The organism is Cognatundibacterium luofuense, assembly GCF_018139685.1.
GTDB classification, from domain to species: domain Bacteria; phylum Pseudomonadota; class Gammaproteobacteria; order Burkholderiales; family Burkholderiaceae_D; genus Undibacterium; species Undibacterium luofuense.
In genome coordinates, this window is record NZ_JAGSPN010000016.1 from 43,728 (window position 1) to 65,918 (window position 22,191).

Consider the following 22,191-nt stretch of genomic DNA (forward strand, 5'->3'; position numbering starts at 1 on the left):
TACTGCTGAAAATCAGCGGTAAACCGTTACCGGTTCCGGTTGTGGTGTGACGACCGGTTGTGCGGCGTTGCCGTTGGCGTTGGCCGGACGGTTCATGCCGCGTGGCAGGCCGAACTGAACCATCAGTTCGTTGTAAGCATTGTCGGCCAGTGTGCGGGAAGTTTCCTGCATCACTTTGCCACGGTTGAATACCACGCGGTCACCCGCGCGACTGATGATTTTGGTATCCACGCCGGAGCCTGCAGCACTGAAGGCGGCTTTGACTTCAAAAGTCTTGGTATTGATCAGGCTGAAATCAACGACCAGATCCAGCGACAGCGATGCGGTCATGGAATTGCCGTATTGCAGCTGATTGCTTTCCTGACGGAACTGGATGTTGCTGACCGTGCCGAACAGCACGTAGTCTGCGCCCGGATACATACCTTGCTTGATACGACCAATGATGTCGTAAATTTTTTCCATCGGTTTGCCGACATACGGACGCGCCTGCACCAGATGTACAGCACCGCCTTTCAGCAATGCGCCTTTCAGATCGGCAGTGTATGTTTTCAGTTCGCCACGGTCGATGTAGGTGTAATAGCCTTCGGCTTCGTAGTAGCTGCTTTCGCTTTTTGCGTTGATATTGCCGCGCTGCGAATAGCTGTGGTCGGTTTCGCGTTCGCTGTAGCTGCCTTTGACGCTGCTTTTGCTGGAGGCTGCAACCACACGGAAATACTCACTGACTTTTTCTTCATAAGTCAGATCGGTCACGGCGATTTTCGGTTCTGCTGCCCATGCGCTGAGGCTGGACATCGCCAGCACTGCGGCGCTGATAAAGTGTCTGCGTTTCATCGTTTTCCTTTACGCTGTCTGATCAGCGTTTAGAGGTTTTACGGATTTCTTTTTCATCCTGCCATTCGATCGTGCCTTCCTGCACGTCGTACAGCTTCAGCGTCATTTTGTAGAACACGTCTTTGGTATTGGCGTTTTGCTTCACGATGGAAACGATTTCACCTTCCAGTGCAAACTTGGCAGCAGCCATCTGACCGATTTTTGCTTTACCTTCATTTTTGTACAAACCGCTCTGGTTCTGACGTTGCAGTTCGTCCACGCCTTGCTGCATTTCATCTGCGCTGCGGGTGAATTTCACTTTACGGCTTTTGATCAGCGCAGTCTGAATACTGTTCATGATCGATTTCGTATCGATGTATTCAGATGTTTTGTTACGCACGCCGCCCAGTGTCAGGGTAGGACGGTTAGCCAGTACCGGATCTTCCAGCAGAGAGCCAACCATTTTTTCTGCGATCATTTGCAGGTCGGTGGAACCGAATTCATTGGTAACAGTTTCAACGGCTTTGTTATCGCCATAGCTGACCTGACGCGCGAGGCTGACAGTAGGCTGGGACAGTTTGGTCTGGCAACCAGTCAGTGCGGCACCGGCAACAGCGATAACGCAGGCTGCTTTGGCAAATGCTTTTACGTGTTTCATCGTTTTTCCTTATTCTGAATAATGTAATTAATTTTCTGATCAGCGTGGCTCTGCGCTCATTTCAATTTTGAAATCAGATGCTTGCGGGCCCGGCGCAGTGCTGCGGATAAACTGGCTCTGACGGCCCAGCATCATCAGCGGTTTCCAGACTTCACCGTCACCCACCTGCATGCCGGATGCATCCAGCCAGCGGAAGCGGTAATACACGCGTACATCTTTATCGATCATGCTTTGCAGTTCAGCCTGCACCACCATCACATCATTTTTACGCTGTGAACGCAGATCCACGACCTGCACGCCTTCCAGCGTGCCGCGTACGAGCATTTTGGAAGCGATGCCCGGAGAAATCGCATTCGGGATATCCGCTGCGGCTGCCGGAACTGCCTGCAGTGCGCCCGCTACGGCAGCGACCATCAGTAATGTTTTGAATTTCATGGTTCAGTCCTGTTCTGAATTAATTGGTTTTCACCGCTGTGCCGCTCGTCGCAGCGTTTGCTTTCGCCTTGGCTGGCTTTTTAGCTGCCGGTTTGGCTTCCGCAGCCGCTGGTTTGGTTTCCAGTTGCGCTACCGGTGTGACATTGCCAAACTTCGCCAGATCGCCGATATAGGTTTTGTTGTTATACAAACGTACCGGCACCACCAGATAACGGCCATCGACCGTGATATGGTTGACATCGCCCGGACGACCGGTAAAGTTGACATCATACTCACCCGGCGGCAGGAATGCACGGGCGATGAACACACGCTCCGGCAGGCTGCGCCACAGGCGGTCGTCGGCCGGACCTTCGGTCGCAGCGACAGCAATATTCGCTGCCAGACCGGCTAAAGCACCAAAGTTTTTATTGACCTGATCCTGCGCCACACCTTTGACCACAGCGCGGATTGCCGCACGGGTGTAAATGCCCGGCAGTTCATCTTTCAGTGCGCGGCGTGCCATCACGTTGAAGTCGGTAACCAGTGCAGTTGGCAAGGCTTTGTCGCCGACGCGGATCGTGGAAATCACCGGTGCATCCGGATCAGGATAAATGACCGGGAAAGCGAACGATGCTGTAATCAGACCACGACCGGTTGGAATCGGGAATTGCAGTTTTTTCGACTGACGTGCAGGCGAGTTACCGGCTTCGACCACGAACAGCACATCGGTCACACCTTTCTGACGACGGAAACTGGTACGCTGATCCAGACCTTTGAGGCCATCTTCCAGCACTGGCAGATCAGGACGCAGTTCAATCGCTTTACGGTAACCCGGCGCTGCCAGGCCTGGTTCATTCAGTGCTTCATAGACAAAACCGGCCAGATAATGGCTCAGCGCATTCTGGTAACCGTTTTTCAGTTTCAGTACTTCAGGGTCATTCAGCGTTTCTACCGGATAACCGTTGAGTTCTTTATTACCGCTGGTCACGCCTTTGGATTTAGCTTCTTCTTCCGCTGCCACGGTTTCTTTAGCGCGGAATTCCGCAATCACGGCTTCGCGTTCATGCGTACGTTTGATATCGACGCGGGCATTGTCCAGATCACCCAGGTTGATGCGGTCCATCGCCATGCGCGTGGTCAGCATGACTTTTTCGTAGTCCTGACCTTCGTAATCGCGGCTGGCGTCGCCGAGGAAAGTTGCCGAAATCTGGCTCATGACTTTCTGCGGATTCGACTTAACGTTTTCTTCCCATTCTTTGACTTTACCGTCAGCAATCGTCAGCGCATTCAGACTGTCCTGATAGCGTTTGCCGATACGCATCAGTTCACCTTTTTCCAGATTCAGCAAAAAGTCTTCTGCGCTTTTTCCTTGCGTCTGCGCTTCGATTTGTGCAATCGCTTCATCGATTTGTCCGGTCTTGGCAACGGCCAGCGACTGCGACACTTTGCTGTCATGGGTTTGGGTGGTCACGCAACCGGTCAGGGCAATTGCTGCCGCCAGCGGCGTCAGTCTGATCAGGGAGATAGGCTTCATATTGAAATGTGGAAAGGATCGTTCGGGAAGACATCCGGCAACTGCGATACCGGAATCAGAAATCAATCCGTTATTATAAAGATGCACACATTTTCAATTATTGAAACAAATGCAATTAGATAGATGAATTTGTAATAATTTGTAATAACTTGAATGCTGGTCAGACGGAAGCGTGGCGTGCATGCGACAAAGCAGGTCTGCTCAGGAAGCGGGTGCAGCAGACAGGCTGCGACAATCCGCATCATCCGGCGCTGCCATCAGCCAGCGTTCGATTTGCCACATCAGATCGGGCAGGCGCGAACGCTCTCCGGTATGGAAGCCGTGGTCTGCTCCGGCATACTCGCAAACCCGCCATAAACGCTGACGCGCAGGACTTAAGTTTTGTTGCAATTTTCTGCGCGCATCATCAGGAATTAAGCCGTCTGCCCCACCGTAGGCCCAGAAAACCGGTACAGTGATTTGTTCCAGCAGAGCAAGATGCTGCACCGCCGCCAGTTCTGACCAGTAACGCCAGCTGCGGCCATGAATGCGAGCCGCATCCGGATCAGCCGGTGGCTCGCGCAAACGTCCCTGCAAAGTCCGCCAGCCAGCGCGCATATGCGGATAACGCTGCGCCAGTGACTGATAGGTATCCAGCGCACCGGAACCGCTGTGCGACAACAGAATCACCTGCGTCAGCCCGGGCACAGCGGGAGCCAGTCCGGCCACCACTTCTGCACCCTCCGAAATTCCCATCAGAATCACACGGCGCGGACGTTGCGGCGCCTGTTGCAACTGGCTGCGTATCCATGCCTGCTGATCCGCCAGCCAGACCGACCAGTGATCCTGCCGGATGAATGCATCGCTGCATTGTTTGCCATCGTCCGCCGGCGCTATACCGCGTTTTTGCAGGATGAAGAACCGGGTCAGGCCGGATTCGCCTTCCAGTCCGCGAAAATATGCCGGCAGAAAAGTCTGCAAGCCGGCACAACCGGAACCCGCCACCACAAAAATCCAGTTTTCCGGCAATACCGGATGCGGCTGACCTTTGCTGAAGGTGTAGCTCCACGCCTGTTCCCCGTCCGGCAGACGAAACAGCTTTTCCTCCACCTGCTGCGCTTGCGCAACGGCAGCCAGCGCCAGCCCGCCTGCGACAGCAAGGGCGGCAGCGAAGCGGGAGCACAGCGGATAAACGGAGGTCAGCATTGTTGTGATCAGAAAGTACAGCAAAGAAAGGCGGATATCCGGTTCTAGCCCGACAAAGGGCTGGTGTCAAGACTGGTAAGTCGCGCCAATTTGCGTATCATCAGCGCCTTCATTGCACTGGAAAACCGATTTATGTTGCCTTCTATCGAACAAAGACTTGCTGTTGAACTCGCCGCCCGCCCGAATCAGGTTGCGGCAGCTATCGGGCTGCTGGACGAAGGCGCGACCGTGCCGTTTATTGCGCGTTACCGTAAAGAAGTGACCGGCGGACTGGACGACACCCAGTTGCGTACGCTGGAAGAGCGCCTGCGTTATCTGCGCGAGCTGGAAGACCGCCGCGCCACCATCATCGGCTCGATTGAAGAGCAAGGCAAAATGACGCCGGAACTGTTACAGGCAATCTCGCTGGCGGAAGACAAAACCCTGCTGGAAGACCTGTATCTGCCGTACAAACCGAAACGCCGCACCAAGGCGCAGATCGCGGTCGAAGCCGGTCTGCTGCCGCTGGCGGACAGCCTGCTGAGCCAGCCGGAACTGGTGCCGGAAGAAGAAGCTGCCAAATACCTGAAACCGGCCTTCACCGGCGCGAACGGCGATAATCCCGGCGTGGCCGATGCCAAAGCTGCGCTGGATGGCGCACGTCAGATTCTGATGGAAAAATTCGCTGAAGACGCCAGCCTGCTGGCAGCGCTGCGCGAATACATGAATGAACACGGCATCGTCGAATCCAAAGTCATCGAAGGCAAGGAAGATGCCGGCGAAAAATTCACCGATTATTTCGATTACAGCGAAACCCTGCACACCATTCCTTCGCACCGCGCACTGGCGCTGTTCCGTGGCCGTCGTGAAGAAATCCTGAATGTCAGCCTGCGTCTGGATACCGAAGAAGAAAAACCGAAATGGGATGCGCCGCTGAATCCTTGCGAAGGCCGCATCGCCAGCCATTTCGGTATCAGTCAGAAAGGCCGTCCGGCTGACAAATGGCTGGCCGATACCGTGCGCTGGGCATGGCGCGTGAAAGTCTTCATGCATCTGGAAACCGAGCTGATGGGCAAGCTGCGCGAAGAAGCCGAAGCCGAAGCGATCCGCGTGTTTGCCCGCAATCTGAAAGATTTGCTGCTGGCAGCACCAGCCGGCCCGCGTGCGACGCTGGGTCTGGATCCGGGCTTGCGTACCGGTGTAAAAGTGGCAGTTGTCGATGCCACCGGTAAAGTCGTCGATACCACCGCGATTTATCCGCATGCACCGCGTAACGACTGGGAAGGTTCGCTGCATGTGCTGGCACAGCTGGCGCGCAAACATCAGGTCTCGCTGATTTCTATCGGTAACGGTACCGCATCACGTGAAACCGACAAACTGGCGCAGGATCTGATCAAACGCCATCCGGAACTGGGCATGACCAAGATCGTGGTATCGGAAGCCGGTGCTTCTGTGTATTCCGCATCGGAGTTTGCATCGAAAGAATTGCCGGAACTGGATGTGTCGCTGCGTGGCGCAGTGTCGATTGCGCGCCGTCTGCAAGACCCGCTGGCGGAACTGGTCAAAATCGATCCGAAATCCATCGGCGTCGGTCAGTATCAGCATGATGTGAGCCAGACCCAGTTAGCGCGTTCGCTGGACGCGGTGGTGGAGGATTGCGTGAATGCGGTTGGCGTTGATGTGAATACCGCTTCTGCACCGCTGCTGGCGCGTGTTTCCGGTCTGACTGCCAGCGTGGCGCAAAGCATTGTGCTGTACCGCGATGCCAAAGGCATGTTCCAGAGCCGCGCCGATCTGCGCTCGGTGCCGCGTCTCGGCGATAAAACCTTTGAACAGGCGGCTGGCTTCCTGCGCATCATGAATGGCAGCAATCCGCTGGATGCCAGCGGCGTCCATCCGGAATCCTACCCTGTAGTTGAAAAAATTCTGGCGGATATTCAGAAAGATGTGAAAAACGTCATCGGCGACAGCAGTCTGCTGAAAAAACTGAATCCGGCAAAATACGCGGATGAACGTTTCGGTGTGCCGACCGTGACCGATATTCTGAAAGAGCTGGATAAACCAGGCCGCGATCCGCGTCCGGAATTCACTACGGCGACGTTCAAGGAAGACGTGGAAGAAGTCAAAGATCTGCGTCCGGACATGATTCTGGAGGGCGTGGTGACCAACGTGGCGGCCTTCGGCGCATTTGTGGATATCGGCGTGCATCAGGATGGTCTGGTGCATATCTCTGCGCTGTCGGATACCTTCGTCAAAGATCCGCACACCGTGGTCAAAGCCGGTCAGGTGGTCAAAGTCAAAGTGCTGGAAGTCGATGTGAAGCGTAACCGTATCGCGCTGACCATGCGTCTGACCGACAGCGCCCCCGCCGCCGGCAGCCGCCCTGAACAACGCGGTGACCGTCAGGATGCGAAACGTCTGCAGCAACACCGTGCGCAATCCGGCCGCACAGAATCGCCATCAAATGCAATGGCAGCGGCGTTTGCGAAGCTCAAGCGCTGATGTGCTGATGCGTTGATCAGCTGAAAAGCTGATCTTCAGCGGATTCAGTGAAACATGAAAACCGGGCTGCAGCCCGGTTTTTTATTGGCTACGTGCGGCGTGGATAGCGGTCGTCTGTATGTCGGGATTTCCGTAGTGAGCGCACTGACCGCAGTGACAGTCATTCACGTCACTCTCGTTATCCTCCCGAATACCGTAACGGTCGGCGCAGATGCCTGCGGATTTTTTCTGTGGAAAATCCCAACTTTTTACACAGGTCACAGCGCCATCCTGAGCAACTACCAAGCCCTCCGTAAGCCGTCAAAACCTGTGCCGCTTCACTGGTTTTTACCCTACAATTCCGCATCAAAACAGATACTCCCCCCTGTTTTCAGAAAAATCGCCCTGTCGTCGGCATGAATGCTGGGGCTTTTGAGATACCCCCTGGGGTATTTTTTTGCTATTTTCAGGTATTTTCGGGCTGTTTTTGCGGTTTTCCAGGCTGCCACAGGCGGCGTTCCGACGGTGTGCGCAGGCAGCGCCAGCCCGTTTCTGCCAAGCGTTTCTGCCAACCATTTCTGCTAACCGTTTCTGCCGCCAGCCTGTTCCGCTGTACCTTCGCCCTTCTGCCATCCGGCGGCGCATGTGTCACTACAACGTCTCAGCCTGACACAGTTGTCACAGCCAGCTGTTCCGTTTCGTGACACCTGACACAACACCACTGCAGCGCAACAAAACAGTCCCGTCCGCCGAAAACCTTTATCGCTATTGGGTTTAACGCGATTTCGCATGACTGGCACAGCGTTTGCAAACCATTGCTTGTGCACGCAAGACTGCGTCGCCAACCATCACAACAAAACAGGAGACACGCATCATGAATCTGGCCGACATCAGCCATCTGGGTATTCAGAATCCGTTCAAATCGCGTTACGACAATTTCATCGGCGGCAAATTTGTCGCGCCGGTGAAAGGCCAGTATTTTGAAAATATCAGTCCGGTCATCGGACGTGCGTTTTGCGAAATCGCACGTTCCACCGAAGACGATATCGAACTGGCGCTGGATGCAGCGCATGCCGCTAAAGCAGCGTGGGCCAAAACCTCTCCGGCAGAACGCGCCCTGATTCTGAACCGCATCGCTGACCGCATGGAAGCGAATCTGAGCCTGCTTGCAACGGCGGAAACCATCGATAACGGCAAGCCTATCCGCGAAACCACCGCAGCCGATATCCCGCTGGCAATTGATCATTTCCGTTATTTCGCCGGTTGTATCCGTGCGCAGGAAGGCACGGTCGCGCAGATTGATGCGGACACCTATGCTTACCATTTCCATGAACCGCTGGGCGTGGTCGGTCAGATTATTCCGTGGAATTTCCCGATTCTGATGGCGGTCTGGAAAATGGCACCGGCGCTGGCTGCCGGTAACTGTATTGTGCTGAAACCGGCAGAACAGACTCCGGCATCCATCATGGTGCTGGTGGAACTGATACAGGATTTACTGCCGCCGGGTGTGCTGAATGTGGTCAATGGTTTCGGTCTGGAAGCCGGTAAACCGCTGGCGTCCAGCAAGCGTATCGCGAAGATTGCATTCACCGGCGAAACCGGTACCGGCCGCCTGATCATGCAATATGCGGCGCAAAACCTGATTCCGGTGACGCTGGAACTGGGTGGCAAATCGCCGAATATTTTCTTTGAAGATGTGATGGATAAAGACGATGCTTTCTTCGACAAATGTCTGGAAGGCTTCGCGATGTTTGCACTGAATCAGGGGGAAGTCTGCACTTGTCCAAGCCGCGTACTGGTGCAGGAATCGATTTACGACCGCTTTATCGAACGCGCCATTGCACGGGTTTCCGCGATCAAACAAGGCAATCCGCTGGATGCCGGTACCATGATCGGTGCGCAGGCGTCGCAGGAACAGCTGGAGAAAATCCTGTCGTATCTGGAAATCGGCCGTCAGGAAGGCGCTACCGTGCTGACCGGTGGCAAGCGTAAAGAACTGAGCGGTGACTTTGCCGGTGGCTATTACGTGGAACCGACGATTTTCAAAGGCCATAACAAAATGCGCATCTTCCAGGAAGAAATTTTCGGCCCTGTGGTATCGGTCACGACCTTCAAAGATGAAGAAGAAGCGCTGCATATCGCCAACGATACGCTGTTTGGTCTGGGCGCCGGTGTCTGGACACGTGACGGCAGCCGCGCGTTCCGCGTAGGCCGTGGCATTCAGGCGGGTCGCGTCTGGACCAACTGCTATCACCTGTATCCGGCACATGCGGCGTTCGGCGGTTACAAGCAATCCGGTATCGGCCGCGAAACCCACAAAATGATGCTGGATCATTATCAGCAAACGAAAAATCTGCTGGTCAGCTATAACCCGAACGCACTCGGCTTCTTCTGATCTGCCGTCAGCGCCGCATTGCCAGTCGTCCGGCACTGCGGCGCAGTTTTTCGTTGCCTGAGATCATGCACACACCACCTCCCCGCGTTGTTGCTACCGTCGCAGCGCTTGGCCTGCTGTCGCAGCTGGAAGTCCGCTACGGCAGGCTACTTTTATTTCAGTCCGGTGGCTGCTGCGATGGCAGCACACCGATGTGTTATGCGCAGGGTGATTTTCTGACCGGTGACGCCGATATCTGTGTCGGCTTTGCGGGCGAAACGCCGTTGTATATGACGCCGGAATTGTTCAGTTACTGGCAAAACTGCCAGATCGTGCTGGATATTGCCGATGGTCGCGGCGGCATGTTTTCGCTGGATAGCGGCACCGGCAAACGTTTCGTGACTCATTCGCGCCTGTTCAGCGATACCGAACTGGCGGCACTGGCTGCCATCACCACAGCCGCCTCCGCTACTCACGCTGCGCGCTGAATGCAGCAGATACGCTCAGTCGCTTTCAGCCGACAGCTTGCGGTACAAGGTATTGCGCGAAATGCCGAGTTGTCGCGCTGCTGCTGATACGTTGCCGTCGCAGGCAGCCAGCGTATCGCGGATCAGCCGGCGTTCTGCTGCAGCGACCGTCGTTGCCTGCGTTACTGCCGATGCTGCAGACGCCGTCCCCATTTCTGCTGCGGCTACCGTGTGTGTCTGTGCTGCGGGCAAAGATTCCCAGAAGTCGTCCGGCAAATGCTGGATTTCGATCCGGCTGCTGTCGTCTGCCATCAGCATCGCGGTACGCAATAAACTGTGTAACTGACGCAGATTGCCCGGCCACGGATGACGGCGGAATTCATCCATCACCGCCTCGCTGATTTCCCATATACGCTGGGCGTCCAGCTCTGCCAGCATGCGTTGCACCACCACGGCCAGATCCGTCCGTTCGCGCAAGGCAGGCAAGCGCACCACCATGCCGTTCAGGCGGTAATACAAGTCTTCACGGAATAATTTATCCGCAATCATTTGCCGCAAGGGCTGATGGGTCGCGCAGATCACTTCAATATTCACCGGAATCGTGCTGACTGCCCCGACCGGCAACACAGCGCGTTCCTGCAGCACGCGCAGCAAACGGGCCTGCAGATTCAGCGGCATATCGCCGATTTCATCCAGAAACAAGGTGCCGCCGTGCGCCTGCAGAATTTTGCCTTTCTGGCCTTTTTTGCGCGCACCGGTGAACGCCCCTTCTTCATAGCCGAATAACTCCGCTTCAATCAGGCTTTCCGGAATCGCTGCGCAATTCAGCGCAACAAAGGCTTGCCGGTGGCGTGGCGAAGCCTGATGAATTGCACGGGCAAACCGCTCTTTGCCGGTGCCGGTTTCACCGGTCAGCAAGACAGGAATTCCCTTGCCTGCCACTTTGCTGAGCTTGCTGATCACGGCATCAATCTGAGCATCACCGGTTGCCAGCGCGGCCAGGCTTTGTCCGGCAGAAGCGGGCTGCAGCGGCGATTGCGGCGTTTCTCTGAGTGTAAGCCGATCGGCAGCATGACTGATCATCTGACGCGAACGTCCGCCATCGCTGGCACGGACATGCATACGGATGCCATTGAACAGATTCAGCGCCAGCAATCCGCCATCGGCCCTGCGCAGTTGATCCATCAGTTGCGCAATGCTGATACCGAACAAAGACTGGAAGCTATGCATTTGCAAGGCTGCCATCGACATGCCGGTCTGAAACAGACCACTGCGGCTGGCGGCCAGAAAACGGCCATCAGGACGGAAGCAAATCAAACCCTCCATCAGCGTACCGATAAATTCCGGGCGGCTGTGCACATGCAGTAACACGGCATCCTGATAACTGCTGGTGAACAACTGGTTTTCTATCATTTGCGCCGACATCCGCACCAGTCCCAGCGTATGGCGGTGAAAATGATGCTGGTCACCGGTCACGTCCAGCACACCAAGCAGCTTGCCACCGGCATCGAAAATCGGTGCAGCGGAACAGGTCAGAAAGTGGTTAGCGGACAGATAATGCTGCCCGGCATGAATCACCGTGGCGGACTGTTCGGCGATTGCAGTACCAATCGCATTCGTGCCTTTGCTTTGCTCTGACCATGCGACACCGGGGCTGAGTGCAACCCGGTCAGCTTTTTCCATAAAGTCAGCGTCGCCGATGGTATGCAGAATTGCACCGCTGGCATCGGTCAGTACCACCATGTGATGGGTGTGAATAATCTGCTCATACAGCGACTCCATAACCGGCGTCGCATGGCGGTACAGCGCATGATTCCGCTCCAGCAGGATTGCCAGTTCGCCGCGGCTTAAGGGCGTGTAATCGGCCACACTGTCGGGACGCAGGCCGTAGGCAGCAGAACGCCGGTGCGCTGAATCAATCAGCGTATCCGGTGCGGGAACCACCGGCCACTGACAGGCTTGCGCCACGCTCAGTCCCGGCAAAACAGCGGCGCCGGACGGCATTGCTGCCGCCGCGCCCGGAATCATTCCTGACATCCTTGTCTCCTTGCAAAGAGCGCAGCCGCAGTACGCCGGCTTGATATGCAGTACCGGTCTGTCTGCTTTATTGTGATCGTGGGTGCGGCGCTCTGACCGGCGGTTTGCCGGATGATGATGACTTTCCTGATACGAACTTTCTGACTCTAGCACCATTCCCGCCGTTTACCAATGCGGATTGATACGACTTCCCTGCGGGAAAACAAAGCAGGCGCAAACAGTGAAAGCTGCACATCCGGCAAACCCTATCCGGGGTCAATACATGCCCGCTGAAAATCTGGGATAATGAAAGTTATTTTCGTGTTGAAGGATGTGTCATGAGCGACGTACAAAACTGGATTAAAGAAACCGTTACCCAAAACCCTGTCGTGCTGTTTATGAAAGGCACTGCACAGTTTCCGCAATGCGGCTTTTCCGGCCGTGCCGTACAGATTCTGAAAGCCTGCGGCGTGCAGAATCTGGTGACCGTGAATGTGCTGGAAGATGCAGAAGTCCGTCAGGGCATCAAAGATTACTCCAGCTGGCCAACCATTCCTCAGCTGTACGTCAAAGGTGAATTCATCGGCGGCTCTGACATCATGGGTGAAATGTTTGAAAACGGCGAACTGCAGACTTTGCTGAAAGACTGAAAATGCAGCACACCGCAACGGAACCACAACGTCTGATCGTCGCGATCACCGGTGCCTCCGGCGCGGTGTACGGTTTGCGCCTGCTGCAGGTCTTGCAGCAGAATCCGCAGGTCGAAACCCATTTGCTGATTTCGGAAGCCGGTGTTCTGAATATCCATCAGGAAACCGGCCTGCGCCGCAAAGATGTGGAAGCTTTTGCCGATGTTGTGCATCCGGTGCGCGATATCGGCGCCAGCATCGCCAGCGGTTCGTTTTTATCACATGGCATGGTGATTGCGCCGTGCTCGATGAAAACCCTCGCCTCTGTGGCGCACGGCATGGCTGACAATCTGATCAGTCGCGCAGCTGACGTGGTACTGAAAGAGCGCCGCCGTCTGGTGCTGATGGTGCGCGAAACCCCGTTCAATCTTGCGCATCTGCGCAATATGACAGCCGTCACGGAAATGGGGGGCATTATTTTCCCGCCACTGCCCGGCTTTTACCACCGGCCAGCCAGTATCGATGAAATGATCGACCACACGACGGGTCGTGTTCTGGATTTGTTCAGTATTCCGCATCAGCTGACACCGCGCTGGCAAGGCATGCACGGCACTGATAATTCACGCAGCTGAATGCCGGCTTAACCAGCCAACGGTAAAAAATTCCGCAGGCTGTGGCCGTTCAAAGTAATATCCCTGCGCCGCCATATTCGCCATACCCGCCAGAATTGCAGCCTGTTCTGCAGTTTCTATGCCTTCGGCAGTCACTTCCAGTCCAAGACTGTGCGCCATTCCCAGCATTGCAGATACCAGCCCGGTATCCTGCGCTCTGCCCGGCAAAGCACTGACAAACGAACGGTCAATCTTGATCCGGGATACCGGTAAATGCCGCAGCAAGGACACGGACGAATATCCGGTTCCGAAATCATCAATTGCCACTGTACAGCCAAGTGTGCGCAGTGTTTCGACAATCCGTTTGCTGCGCTGAAAATCCTGCAGTATGGATTCGGTAATTTCAATTTCCAGTGACTCACCGGACAATTGATAGCGTTGCAGTGCCTGCTGCACAATCGCCCCGAAATCTGCATGCACAAACTGTCGTGGTGACACATTGACTGCCATGAATAATGGACGTTGTGTCATTTGCTGCCAGATCTGAATTTGCTGCAATGCCTGTTCCAGTACCCATGTACCAATCGGCTCAATCAGCCCGCTTTCCTCAGCAACCGGAATAAACTGATCCGGCGATAACAAACCGGATACCGGATGCTGCCAGCGCAATAAGGCTTCGAAGCCCGCGAGACCACCGGTATTCAGGTGCATGACCGGCTGATAGTACAGCTGCAATTCCTGCCGTTCCAGCGCGTGATACAGACTTTGCTCGGTCTGTAAACGCGTCCTGACATAGTCCGTCATTTCAACAGCATATTCGCAAGCCCGGCCTTTACCCTGATGTTTGGCAGCATACATAGCACTGTCGGCAGCACTGAGCAGCGTATTCAGGTCAAGGCCATCCCGTGGATAACTGGCGATACCGATACTGGCACTGACCCGCAATGCATGCTCATCAATCTGCATCGGCTCTGCAATTTGTCTGAGCATTTTTTCTGCCACCAGCCTGCCATCCTGCTGTCCCGTCAGATTCGGCAAAATAACGACAAACTCATCACCACCCAGGCGGATCGCTTCATCGTGACGGCGGATTTGCGACTGAATACGCCGGGCAACTTCCTGAATCAGCTTATCGCCGACATGGTGTCCCATCGAGTCATTAATCGCCTTAAATCCATCCAGGTCAATGAACAGAATCGCGAGGCAAGCCTGCTGGCCATTCGCCAAACTCAATTCCTGCATCAGCCGCTGATCCAGCAAATAGCGATTCCCCAAACCGGTTAAGGGATCATGAAATGCCAGATGCTCAAGCTGACGTTCTGCTTCCCGGATAAAGCTGATATCTGAAATTGACAAAACAAACTGCTCCGCTGTTCCTGCATCACTTCTGACAGCACACACATGCTGCAAGGTCGCCATCAGACTGCCATCCTTACGGCGGCAACAAGTTTCACAAGTCCAGTATCCTTCGGGACTGGCCGCAATTTGCGCATAGGTTGGATCTGCTTCGCGCCTGACCATTAAAAAATCCTGCGGCTGGCGACCGATCACATCCCCCAGACTGAATCCGGTCATACTGCTGAAGGCTGGATTAGCATTCAGAATATGCCCTGTTGCACTGAGAATCAGCATGCCTTCGGCAGCAGTGCTGAACACAACACTGGCCTGCCGCAGGTTTTCCTCCATCGTTTTACGCAGCGTGATATCCCGTAATGCACCAATGACCAGCTCTTGCCCCAGTGCATTTCGCTGCAGTTTCCCATAAATTTCCAGCCAGCCAAATTCATGATGACGTCGCTGCACACGGAACTGATGGTGAAAATAACCGGACTGCCGGAACAAGTCCTGCACTTGTATCTGATCATCCGGATGCACTCTGCGAATGAGTTCCTGCAAGCCGGCTTGTACCGGTCGCAGACTTAGTCCGAGTAACTGATGAAAACGTGCATCACCCTGCACCTGATCAGGCCCGGCATCCCATTCCCAACTCCCCATTTCGGCCGCTTCCAGTGCAACTGCGAGACGCTGCTCAGAGCGGGATAAACTGACTTCTGCATCATGCCGCGAACGTGCAACCTGAATAACTGCCTGCAATTCTTTGTTTTCAAACGGCTTCATTACATAACCGAAAGGACGAGTGCCTGCCGCCCGTTCAACGGTTTCATCATCAGCATACGCAGTCAGAAAGATCACCGGTAATTTCCAGCGTTGATAAATTTCACGACAGGTTTCAATACCGTCACGGTCGCCGTCAATATGAATATCCATGAACACCATACTGGGCTGTGTGTGCGCCACCAGTTGCATTGCTTCCTCAAAACTCGCACCGATCCCAGTGACTGTATGTCCCAGCTCAAGCAGGCTTTGTTGCAAATCCAGTGCTACTACCGGCTCGTCTTCAATAACCAGAATTTGTTCGCTGATCATGACAAACCTCCCTCCTGCGCCAGCATGACACTGACCAGCGTGCCAGCAGCACTGCTTTCATGGGAGAGTTGTCCGTGCAATTGTCGTACAAACATGGGAATCAGCTGAGAACCCAGCCCCTGCTGAGCCTGCCAGTTGAAGCCATCCGGTAGTCCCTTGCCATCATCCTGCACACTGATCACAATCCGGCTACCGCTGCGCAGCGCACTGACAGTAATCAGGCCTGAACTGCCTGCCGGGAATGCATGTTTGATCGCATTCAGAATCAGCTCATTCATGACCAGTCCGCACGGAATCATTTGCTGCACATGCAAACTGATACCGGTATCGTTGTCAGGATTGAGTTGCAGGCGTATGCCTTTTTTTTCTGTGGCATATAGCGGTGCAGATAATGCAATCAGATTCTTAAGAAAATCATTCAGATTCACTTCCGACATGTGATGCGACTCATACAGCAGCTGGTGAATCAGCGCCATCGCCTTGATCCGCCCCTGACTTTCAGCAAGAACAGCAGCCACCTCCGGACTGGCTTTACGCGCCTGCAAATTCAGTAAACTGGAGACAATTTGCAAATTATTTTTGACCCGATGATGAACTTCATGCAGCAGCGTGGTTTTTTCTTCCAGCGCTTGCTCAAGCATATGCATTTGCTGCTTCTGGTATGACACATCACGTGCCAGCTTACAGGCTCCGACAACCTGTCCCAGACTGTCACGCAACGGAGAAATGGTGACCGACACATCCAGCACATGGCCACTGCGATGAATTCTGCGTGTTTCAAATCCCGGAATGCGCTCGCCTTGCGATATTCTTCGCATGAGTGCGTTTTCTTCTGCAAGCAACTCTGATGGGAAAATCGTGGTGATGGGTTTCCCCAGCATGTCTTCCGCAGTGTAACCAAGTAAGCGTTCAGCTGCCGGATTCCAGCTGGTTACCCGCCCATCCAGTGATTTCGTAATAATCGCATCATCTGATGATTCAATGACAGAGCGAAGGTGCTCTTCCGAGCGATGTAAGGCTTGCTCGCTTTCATGACGTTTAGAGATGTCGATTCCGGACGGAATCAGGTGGGTAATGCGGCCGTACTCATCACGTAACGGCGCCAGCATGAACTCAATCCACATCAGCATACCATCACGCATTCTGACGGCCACATCATAACGGCTGACTTCTCCTTTGGTGCAACGCGCCACCGCCTGGCGCAATTGTTCCTGCACTTCTGCGGAATAAGACCACCAGTAGCAATCCCAGAATTTTTTTCCCTCTACATCTGCAGGCTGAATGCCTGCCGCCTCGAGCGGCGCACGGTTCGCGTGTAACAGTGTGCCATCCAGTTCAAGTACGCCAACAAATGCAAATAAATTATCCAGCACCCGGAGTAAGCGCTCCTCGCTTTCCTGACGCAGAGTCGCTTCAAAATCATCGACACTGGCATCCTGGATCACACCAAGAATGAGCCTGGTTTTGCCTTGTTCATCAAGCAGTGGGTAATAGGATGCCAGTCTGTGCACGAGTACGCCATCAAAACGCGGATGACGTCCTTTGATGCGCTGATGTATTAGCGGACATGCATACTCAGCGACGAACTGCAGCTTGGGTTCGATAGCATCAGCAACATGGGGAAGATATTCGCGTAAAGTCTTTCCCAACTGAGCATCCAGCGGCAAACGGTTCAGTTCTGCGTGGCGCTGATTGATAAACAGTAAGCGGAAATCACAATCCAGCACCACAATCCCCAGTGGTACGTGCTCAGCCAGTAACTCAAACACTTGCTGAACCTGATCATCAGAAAGTAAGTGGGAAGTCATTGTGGTCAGATCGTCATTTTCTTCAGATCACTATATGTGACATGGCAAAAATTTCAATCAGAAATCTGCCGCCTTTCCAATTACTGTTGTAACAATAAAAAAGGGAGCACTATGTGCCCCCTCACTAAACTGCCATATTGCCAGTACAGGTAGATCGCTTAAAGATTTTCCTTCAAAAATTTCCATTTTGCTTTCTGCAGCGACCAGATTTCCCAGGCACCGCGCGGTCCGTGCCCCATACCGGGATACAGTTGCAAACTGTACTCTTTGTCATTTTTAATCAGCGCGTCGATCAGCATCACCATATTTTGCGGATGGACGTTGTCATCCATGGTGCCGTGCATAATCATGATTTTTCCGCTCAGTGCAGAGGCTGCCTTAATCACGCTGCTGCGTTCATACCCTTCTTTATTTTCCGAAGGCAGACCCATATAGCGTTCGGTATAAATGCTGTCATACAGATGCCAGTCAGTCACCGGAGCGCCGACAAAGCCGATTTTCCATGCTTTGCTGTGGGTCATCGCGTAGGATGTAAAATAGCCGCCATAACTCCAGCCGTTCAGAGCGATTCTGTCCATATCTGCCCACCCTTTCGTACGCAGCCACTCCAGGCCATCAAGCTGGTCCTGCAGCTCGGTACTACCAAGATTACGGTGGATACCCCAGGCACTGGACGCACCCTTATTACTGGCGCTGCGGTTATCCAGCACCCAGACAATGTACCCCTGCTGCGCAAGGAAATGCGGGTACAAATCATTGCTCCAGCGATCGTTCACTTGTGGAGCCATCGGTCCGGCGTACAAATGCTGATACACAGGATATTTACGCTTAGGATCAAAATCTGGCGGCAGGTATAACAGACTTTCCAGCAGGAAGCCGTCACGGGCTTTAACCTGCTGCTGGCTGACTTTTGCCAGCTTCAGCGACTGAACAGCCTCTGGTACCGGCGTTTCATCCGTCAGTTTCAACAACTGCCCTTGCGCATTGAAAACGCCTTGCTTAGGTGGATGCTGCAGACTACTCCAGCTATCAATGTAGTGACTAAAGTCGCTGCTCCAGCGAATCTGGTGCGATCCTTTTTCCTGCGTCAGACGACGCATAGCACCATCGTTCAAAGACACTGAAAATAAATCATTACCAATCGGGTTTCTCTCATTGGCAGTGAAATAAATCTCACCGGCCTTTTCATTTACTCCGTGCAGTTCGCGCACGTCCCAGTCACCTTTTGTCACCGATCCGATCAGTTGATAATCAGAACGATAGCGATAGATATGTCTGTGACCTGTCCGGTCGGATTCCCAAAGGAAACCACCATCTTTCAGGAAAACAGGGAAAGGCAGACGCTCAGTCCAGGCTGGAGACGTTTCCCGGACCATGACTTTGCTTTTCTTCAGATCTGCGTCGTACATACGCAAATCAAGCCAGGTTTGCACGCGATTCTGCCAGGATGACAATAATTTGCCGTCCGGCGTCCAGCCCACCTGCACGATCAGCGTTTCCTGATCAGGATACGGATTTTCTGTCCAGCTCAGCTTTCCGTTTTTATCCAGAATACCCAGTCTGACCACCGGATTCGGATCACCGGCTTTAGGATAGCGTGTGCGTTCAGTGCGCACTGGTTGCGCATGCTCACCCGCCAGCGTATACACCGGCACTTTGCTTTCATCAAAATTCAGGAATGCCAGTTTACTGGAGTCCGGTGCCCACCAGAATGCGCGCAGCTTACCGCGACCATAGACCTCCTCCATATAAACCCAGTCCAGGCGTCCGTTAAAGTTGGTCTCGCTGCCATCATGGGTAAGACGGGTTTCCTTAGCAGTTGCAATATCCGTCAGATAAATATCATTGCCTTTCAAATAGGCAACCGATTTCGCATCCGGAGAAAGAATCGCTTCATCTTCAGCCTGATCCGGTGTGTGGGTCAGCTCACGGGAAATGCCGGCTTTCAGATCCAGTAACCAAAGATCATTTTTATATGTAAATAAATACGCATCAACACCCGGACGAATCTCAGCGCCCAGCTTATCGGCAATCGCGCTGACTTGCTTCTCCTCGATACCTGCCTTGCGCAGTATAGCCGTCACCGGATTTTCTTTTCCGAGCGCCGTCTTTTGCCAGCTTTGCAAATCCACCACCGATTGCTGGAGCGCACCATCCTTCATAGCGGATTCAATCAGACGATTCTGCGCATCCCAGCTCAGGCGCGATAATGGCTTGAGCTTGGTATCAATTTTCTGCTCTGGGTGATACAGCATTTCGAGGGTCAGACGACCATCGTCCGCTGCTCCGGCAAATAAAGGCATGGTAATCAGCATGCCGGCTGCACAATGTTTTAATAAGGAATTCATGTCTCTCTTTCCGTATTTTTCTGATCGTTGGAAGTGTGAGCGCATTCTGTAAATTCTGCGCTTCGGCAGTTCAGACACAGATGCTTAGAATTTGGTTCCTGTGGCAACAGCAGACTTTGTGTCCCGTTCGAAACAATCCAGGAGATGCGTGAATAGAACGCGAAAAAGAAAAAACCCGTTGTTATTGCTAACAACGGGTTTTTATTGGTGCCGGCTGCCGGAATCGAACTGGCCACCTGATGATTACAAGTCAACTGCTCTACCAAATGAGCTAAGCCGGCGTAAACTTTACAGCGTTTTCTGAATTTCAGTATCGCTGAAGACCCACATTATAGCTACTTCACGATCTTAAGGGAAGGCCTTTCCGGTTTTTTTTGTGAAATTTCTTCTGCGGCAGATTTATCTTCAGCCTCAGCGCCTTGCTCCGGAACCAGACCGAGGACAGCTGGCGGCTCAACAGCATCAGATACAGCAGTATCCGTCTGCTCAGCATTTTCGTTCAGACTAACCTCAAACGCCATACCCTGACCATTTTCACTAGCGTAAATCGCAATGACATTTCCGACCGGAATGCAGATGTCACGTGAAATACCACCGAAACGTGCCTTAAAACTGACCTGATCATTATCCATCTTCAGGCTGCTGGTCGCCCCGAAACTGATGTTCAGGACAATTTCCCCATTCCGCACAAATTCCATCGGTACTCTGACACCAGCAGTGACTTTCACTGCCAGATACGGCGTGTATCCGTTATCAGTACACCATTCATAAATCGCCCGCATGAAATAGGGCTTGGTAGAAGTTTCCTGCATGTTATCGGCCTAAAAAATTCCAGTTCAAGGGTGCAGCATAGCTGTACCGCACAAAAACAACAAGGCTGACCGGTTCAGGGGTCAGCCTTGTACGATACGCTCAGAACAAATCAGCGACGCATGACTTTCTCAGATGGTGTCAGTGCCTCAATGTAAGCCGGACGCGAGAAAATACGCTCTGCGTACTTCATGATCGGCGCAGCGGTTTTGGACAATTCGATACCGTAATGATCCAGACGCCACAGCAAAGGTGCTACGGCAACGTCCAGCATAGAAAACTCGTCGCCCAGCATATATTTATTTTTCACAAACAATGGTGCGAGCTGAGTCAGCCGGTCACGAATTTCCAGACGCGCTTTCTCTTGTGCCTTCACAGCGTTCGGGCCTTTATCGTTTTCCAGCGTATGTACGTGGATAAACAATTCTTTTTCGAAATTGAACAGCATCAGACGCGCACGTGCACGCTGCAGCGGATCCGCAGGCATCAGTTGCGGATGCGGAAAACGCTCATCAATGTATTCATTGATGATATTCGATTCGTACAAAACCAGATCACGCTCAACCAGAATCGGCACCTGACCATACGGATTCATGGTCGAGATATCTTCCGGTTTATTAAACAGATCCACATCACGGATTTCGAAATCCATGCCTTTTTCAAACAATACCAGTCGGCAGCGCTGGGAGAATGGGCAGGTTGTACCCGAGTAGAGAACCATCATCGTAGCAGTTCCTTCAAAAACGATCAGGGCGAGACACGAAAGCGCCTCACCCTTGGTGATAAATCACCCGCTTACTACGTATAAAAAGCGGGCTGACGATAGCAGACGCCGGAACCGACGGACTCAGATTCCGGCAATTATTGCACTTATTTGACCTCTTTCCAGTAAGAGGCATTCAAACGCCAGGCAAGTGTCGCTAAAACCGCCATAAAAATCAAGACCACAACACCTAAACGTTTGCGGGTATTTTGCGCTGGCTCACCCATCCATTGCAAATATGACACTAAATCACCAACTGCTTTGTCATATTCTTCAGCATTCAGCTTACCCGGAGAAACCGTTTCGAAGCGATCAAACTGATGCAATACCTTGGATGTGTCATGCGGATCTTTGACTTCCTTAAATTTCGCTTCACGCACACCTTGCAATTCCCATAATACGTGAGGCATACCTACGTTCGGGAAAACCAGATTATTCCAACCAGTCGGACGGGAATCATCTTTGTAGTAAGTGCGCAGATACGTGTAAAGCCAGTCTGCTCCAGAACCTGCATCAGAAGCTTTGGAACGTGCAATCACCGACAAATCCGGAGGAACAGCGCCAAACCAGGCTTTTGCGTCTTTCGCAGACATGGTGTTCTTCATCAGGTCACCGACTTTTTCACCAGTGAACAACAAATTGGTTTTGATCTGATCTTCTGTCAGGCCGATCTCGCGCAACCGGTTATAGCGCATCGCTTGAGCGGAATGGCAATTAAGGCAGTAGTTTACGAAAAGCTTTGCACCATTTTGCAATGCTGCCAGATCCGTTGAACGATCAGGCGCTTTATCCAATGGATGGGTGCCGCCGCTCGCCATTGCAATTGCCGGTACAATCGCCGCAACTGCCAGTATTTTCTTCAGTAATTTCATACAAT

18 protein-coding genes and 1 tRNA gene are annotated in these 22,191 nt (G+C 53.2%); 6 read left to right on the forward strand and 13 right to left on the reverse strand.

Going from position 1 to position 22,191, the window contains the following annotated elements:
- Positions 1–12: 12 nt before the first annotated feature.
- From KDM89_RS17375 to KDM89_RS17395, 5 genes are all read right to left on the reverse strand, one after another.
- On the reverse strand, positions 13–831 hold the full coding sequence (locus KDM89_RS17375; protein ID WP_212689198.1) for a hypothetical protein: 819 nt from the start codon (positions 829–831) through the stop codon (positions 13–15).
- A gap of 22 nt (positions 832–853) precedes the next feature.
- Positions 854–1,468: a penicillin-binding protein activator LpoB gene (lpoB, locus tag KDM89_RS17380; protein ID WP_212689199.1), complete on the reverse strand. Its 615-nt coding sequence runs from the start codon at positions 1,466–1,468 to the stop codon at positions 854–856.
- Between the two features lie 39 nt (positions 1,469–1,507).
- Positions 1,508–1,903 carry a YcfL family putative periplasmic lipoprotein gene (locus KDM89_RS17385; RefSeq protein ID WP_212689200.1) on the reverse strand — a complete coding sequence of 132 codons (396 nt, stop codon included), beginning with the start codon at positions 1,901–1,903 and terminating at the stop codon, positions 1,508–1,510.
- Between the two features lie 19 nt (positions 1,904–1,922).
- Positions 1,923–3,416: a COG3014 family protein gene (locus tag KDM89_RS17390; RefSeq protein ID WP_212689201.1), complete on the reverse strand. Its 1,494-nt coding sequence runs from the start codon at positions 3,414–3,416 to the stop codon at positions 1,923–1,925.
- A gap of 201 nt (positions 3,417–3,617) precedes the next feature.
- Positions 3,618–4,601: a dienelactone hydrolase family protein gene (locus tag KDM89_RS17395; protein ID WP_212689202.1), complete on the reverse strand. Its 984-nt coding sequence runs from the start codon at positions 4,599–4,601 to the stop codon at positions 3,618–3,620.
- A 132-nt stretch (positions 4,602–4,733) separates the two neighbouring features.
- On the opposite strand from KDM89_RS17395, the gene KDM89_RS17400 reads away from it, so the two are divergent.
- The 4 genes from KDM89_RS17400 to KDM89_RS17415 all read left to right on the forward strand — a co-directional run bounded on the left by KDM89_RS17400 (position 4,734) and on the right by KDM89_RS17415 (position 9,923).
- Positions 4,734–7,082 carry a Tex family protein gene (locus KDM89_RS17400; RefSeq protein ID WP_212689247.1) on the forward strand — a complete coding sequence of 783 codons (2,349 nt, stop codon included), beginning with the start codon at positions 4,734–4,736 and terminating at the stop codon, positions 7,080–7,082.
- A 54-nt stretch (positions 7,083–7,136) separates the two neighbouring features.
- Positions 7,137–7,481 carry a hypothetical protein gene (locus tag KDM89_RS17405; RefSeq protein WP_212689203.1) on the forward strand — a complete coding sequence of 115 codons (345 nt, stop codon included), beginning with the start codon at positions 7,137–7,139 and terminating at the stop codon, positions 7,479–7,481.
- Positions 7,482–7,935: 454 nt separating this feature from the next.
- Positions 7,936–9,456, forward strand: coding sequence for an aldehyde dehydrogenase (adh, locus tag KDM89_RS17410; RefSeq protein WP_212689204.1), 1,521 nt, complete (start codon positions 7,936–7,938; stop codon positions 9,454–9,456).
- Between the two features lie 65 nt (positions 9,457–9,521).
- The gene (locus KDM89_RS17415; RefSeq protein ID WP_212689205.1) at positions 9,522–9,923 is read left to right on the forward strand and encodes a DUF779 domain-containing protein; all 402 of its coding nucleotides are present in this window, start codon (positions 9,522–9,524) and stop codon (positions 9,921–9,923) included.
- 15 nt (positions 9,924–9,938) lie between these two features.
- Here the strand turns inward: KDM89_RS17415 and KDM89_RS17420 are convergent, their stop codons facing one another.
- Positions 9,939–11,939 carry a sigma-54-dependent Fis family transcriptional regulator gene (locus KDM89_RS17420; RefSeq protein WP_230427944.1) on the reverse strand — a complete coding sequence of 667 codons (2,001 nt, stop codon included), beginning with the start codon at positions 11,937–11,939 and terminating at the stop codon, positions 9,939–9,941.
- Between the two features lie 317 nt (positions 11,940–12,256).
- Between KDM89_RS17420 and grxD the strand changes: the two genes are divergently transcribed.
- Positions 12,257–12,568 carry a Grx4 family monothiol glutaredoxin gene (gene grxD, locus KDM89_RS17425; protein ID WP_189358636.1) on the forward strand — a complete coding sequence of 104 codons (312 nt, stop codon included), beginning with the start codon at positions 12,257–12,259 and terminating at the stop codon, positions 12,566–12,568.
- Positions 12,569–12,570: 2 nt separating this feature from the next.
- Positions 12,571–13,179: a UbiX family flavin prenyltransferase gene (locus KDM89_RS17430; protein WP_212689206.1), complete on the forward strand. Its 609-nt coding sequence runs from the start codon at positions 12,571–12,573 to the stop codon at positions 13,177–13,179.
- Here the strand turns inward: KDM89_RS17430 and KDM89_RS17435 are convergent.
- The 7 genes from KDM89_RS17435 to KDM89_RS17465 form a co-directional block, all read right to left on the reverse strand.
- Positions 13,168–15,585: a two-component system response regulator gene (locus KDM89_RS17435; RefSeq protein WP_212689207.1), complete on the reverse strand. Its 2,418-nt coding sequence runs from the start codon at positions 15,583–15,585 to the stop codon at positions 13,168–13,170. The two genes, KDM89_RS17430 and KDM89_RS17435, sit on opposite strands and share 12 nt — an antisense overlap.
- Positions 15,582–17,393, reverse strand: coding sequence for a PAS domain S-box protein (locus KDM89_RS17440; RefSeq protein ID WP_212689208.1), 1,812 nt, complete (start codon positions 17,391–17,393; stop codon positions 15,582–15,584). The genes KDM89_RS17435 and KDM89_RS17440 overlap by 4 nt, the downstream gene beginning before the upstream one ends.
- Positions 17,394–17,551: 158 nt before the next feature.
- Complete coding sequence (locus tag KDM89_RS17445; protein WP_212689209.1) at positions 17,552–19,741, reverse strand: S9 family peptidase; 2,190 nt, start codon at positions 19,739–19,741, stop codon at positions 17,552–17,554.
- A 205-nt stretch (positions 19,742–19,946) separates the two neighbouring features.
- Positions 19,947–20,022 (reverse strand) — tRNA-Thr (locus KDM89_RS17450).
- Between the two features lie 54 nt (positions 20,023–20,076).
- Positions 20,077–20,553 (reverse strand): ClpXP protease specificity-enhancing factor, encoded by a 477-nt coding sequence (locus KDM89_RS17455; protein ID WP_212689210.1) that lies wholly within the window; start codon positions 20,551–20,553, stop codon positions 20,077–20,079.
- Positions 20,554–20,663: 110 nt separating this feature from the next.
- A complete protein-coding gene (locus KDM89_RS17460; RefSeq protein ID WP_189358644.1) occupies positions 20,664–21,275 on the reverse strand; it encodes a glutathione S-transferase N-terminal domain-containing protein in 612 nt (203 codons plus the stop codon).
- A 146-nt stretch (positions 21,276–21,421) separates the two neighbouring features.
- Positions 21,422–22,186: a cytochrome c1 gene (locus KDM89_RS17465; protein ID WP_212689211.1), complete on the reverse strand. Its 765-nt coding sequence runs from the start codon at positions 22,184–22,186 to the stop codon at positions 21,422–21,424.
- Positions 22,187–22,191: the final 5 nt, after the last annotated feature.